The organism is Faecalibacterium sp. An58 (assembly GCF_002161515.1).
Taxonomy (GTDB): domain Bacteria; phylum Bacillota; class Clostridia; order Oscillospirales; family Ruminococcaceae; genus Faecalibacterium; species Faecalibacterium avium.
In genome coordinates this window covers 1-2574 of record NZ_NFHX01000059.1, presented here as the reverse complement: position 1 = coordinate 2574, position 2574 = coordinate 1, and the positions used below count along the sequence as shown (strand labels likewise).

2 protein-coding genes are annotated in these 2574 nt (G+C 56.9%); both read right to left on the bottom strand.

The window, feature by feature from the left end; all coding sequences use genetic code 11:
- The coding region (locus B5G12_RS14065; protein ID WP_242956063.1) for a DUF3849 domain-containing protein at window positions 1-1024 on the bottom strand (1024 nt) is incomplete at its 3' end.
- A partial coding sequence (locus tag B5G12_RS14060; RefSeq protein WP_242956062.1) for a helicase C-terminal domain-containing protein occupies window positions 1021-2574 on the bottom strand: 1554 nt, incomplete at its 5' end. The genes B5G12_RS14060 and B5G12_RS14065, both read right to left, overlap by 4 nt.

Genomic DNA, 2574 nt, shown 5'->3' with positions numbered 1-2574 from the left:
CTACCTCCCGCCGCGCCTGGCTTACGAACAGGTCGGTCAGGCCGGCGTGGCTGTCCACCACAAACTCACAGTTCCTCTCAAAGCCAAACGAATCCGGGTTGGGCGGGATGTCCACTGTTCTGGCCCAATCCTTGTTATAGGGATGGAAACGCCCGTCCCACCCCTTTTGCTGAATGGTGTAGGCTAGAACATACATCACCCGCTCGGGACCGAACTTCTGCATCACTTTGTCGGCGGTCCCCTTCGCAAGGCGTCTGCCGTCATAGTTTTGGTCAATACTCTGCTCAATGGCCTCCTTGCAGGCAATGTTGGCCTGATGCGAAACGCGGTATTGTTCCAGCTCCCCGTGCTCGCGGGCGTAGGCCGCGTTCTGCCGGTAGACCGGCAGCTCAGCAAAGGCAGCTTCCTTCTTTGCAGAGGCCAGGGCTGCTTGAATCTCCGCATCGCTCACCGCTGCCAGCTCCTGAAAATCCAGCCCTTCCAGTTCGTTTTCGATCAGCTCCTGCAGCGAACTGTACTGCCGGGCGTCCAGAGGTTTTCCGTCCAGTTCACGCTCGATCTTGTAACCTTCAAAATCCACATGGACTTGCAACGGGATATCTTCATCGCCCACGGTGGTGTAGGCGATGCTGACCCTGCTCAAGTCGCTGAAATCCGCCTGCGAAGCGTATTCGTAGGCGCAGAACTCGTCGATCAGAGTTTTGGCGCGGTCCAGTTGGTCAGTTTGCAGAGCGTTGGCCCGGCTCTCGATGCAGCTCCAGATCTCCTCCATGTGGCTGCTTTCCAGCTTGTCAAATTCCGCATAAACGTCCGCAAGCGGCGAGGGCGAAGTCAGCAGCGCCGCTGCCTGAGCATCGGTCAGGTCGTTGTACTCCAGCGAAAGCAGAATGTCCTCCCGCATGACATACTCATAGGCGTAGTTCAAAATTTCCTGTGGCGGCTGGGCCAGCAGCCAGTCCCGGAACTGCTCCTGTTCCGTAAACATCTGCTTGTAAAGGGTGGTATTCCACTGTTCATTGGTCATCTTTCAGCCTCCTTTTTATGCTGCTTATTCGGTGCGGATTTCTCGGCTGCGGCGACTTTCAGCCCGGCCAGTACCGAGGGGCGGTGCTCCTCGCTCTGCTCGTCCTGTTCAGCTTCTGGTGTGTCCTGCTCCGGCTCGGGGCAGCTCTCCATGTTCAGCAAGGTGTCCAGCTCGGCAAGGCGGGCGGATTTTTCGGCCAGCTCCGCTTCTTTGGGGAAAGGCTTTTCCACCTCAACTTGCGCCGCGTCCCGCTGCTGATATAAAGTTTGCAACTGGTTCTCGGCGCGGGCGATGCGGTCGGGGAAGCTGTCCAGCGCGTTGTCCAGGCGGGTCAGGTTGCCGCGGGCGTCGGTGCCGAGGGGGACAAAGTGACTGGTCGCGCCCCGCAGCACGGCCTGGTATTCGTTGCGGAAGGTATCAAAGCGCAAGTCGAGGCCAAAGCCGCGATAATTACCCAGCGTCACCGTCTCAGCGGTGGGCATTTCTTTGCAAGCCAGAAGCAACCGCTCGCCTGCGGCCAGCTTGTCCTCAAAGTGCATCCCTTTCACGGTCATGCCGCAGAAGCCGTCTTTCACTTGTGGGTTGTCCTCTGCTACTTTGGCATCTTGTTGCAAAGCAGAAATTTCTACCTTCTGCCGCTGGATGCTGGCGGGAAACTCTTTGAGCAGCTTATCCTCCAGCCGGTACTTCTGGCTCTGGTGGTCGGCCTTCAAAACCTTTAGTTTTGCTACTTCTACATCCAGGTTCATCTTTTCCTTGATGAGCGGGTTGCCGGCGCACAGTGCCTTGACCTCAGCATAACTGAGCACTTGCTCGTCCACATCTTCGCAGGAACGGACGGGTGATTTTGAGGTCATGATCTGTCCGATGAAACGCTGTTTATTCTCAAGGGTCTGGAACAAGTACGCATCGAACGTTCCTTCTGTGACGTAGTTGTAAATCTGCACCGTTTTGTTCCGATTGCCCTGCCGGATGATGCGGCCGTTGCGCTGGGTCATGTCCGAGGGTTTCCAGCCTACGTCCAGGTGATGGACCGCCACCAGCCGGTCCTGCACGTTGGTGCCGGCCCCCATTTTTGCCGTGCTGCCAAGCAAAATGCGCACCTGCCCGGTGCGCACTTTGGAGAACAGCTCCTTCTTTTTTGCCTCGGTATCAGCGGTGTGGATGAAGGCCACTTCAGTTTCCGGCACGCCCGCCGCCAGCAGTTTTTTCTTCACATCATCGTAGACATTGAACTGCCCGTCGCCCTTGGGCGTGGACAAATCACAGAACAAGAGTTGGGTCAGTCTGTCCGCTTTACCTTCCTCCCAGATGTGCAACACATTGCGGACGCAGGCGTTCAGCTTGCTGTTTGGGTCGTCAGGCAAAAGAGGGTTCATGAGGCGCTGATCGAGGCCGATTTTCCGCCCATCATTTGTCACACACAACATGTTGTCCTCGGAAGCATCCACCATCCCGGCGTTGATCTTGCCCGCCCGCTCGGAAAGGGACTGCACCATTTCCTTTTGAATTTCGGATGGCTTGACCAGCACTGTCTCAAACTTCGCCTC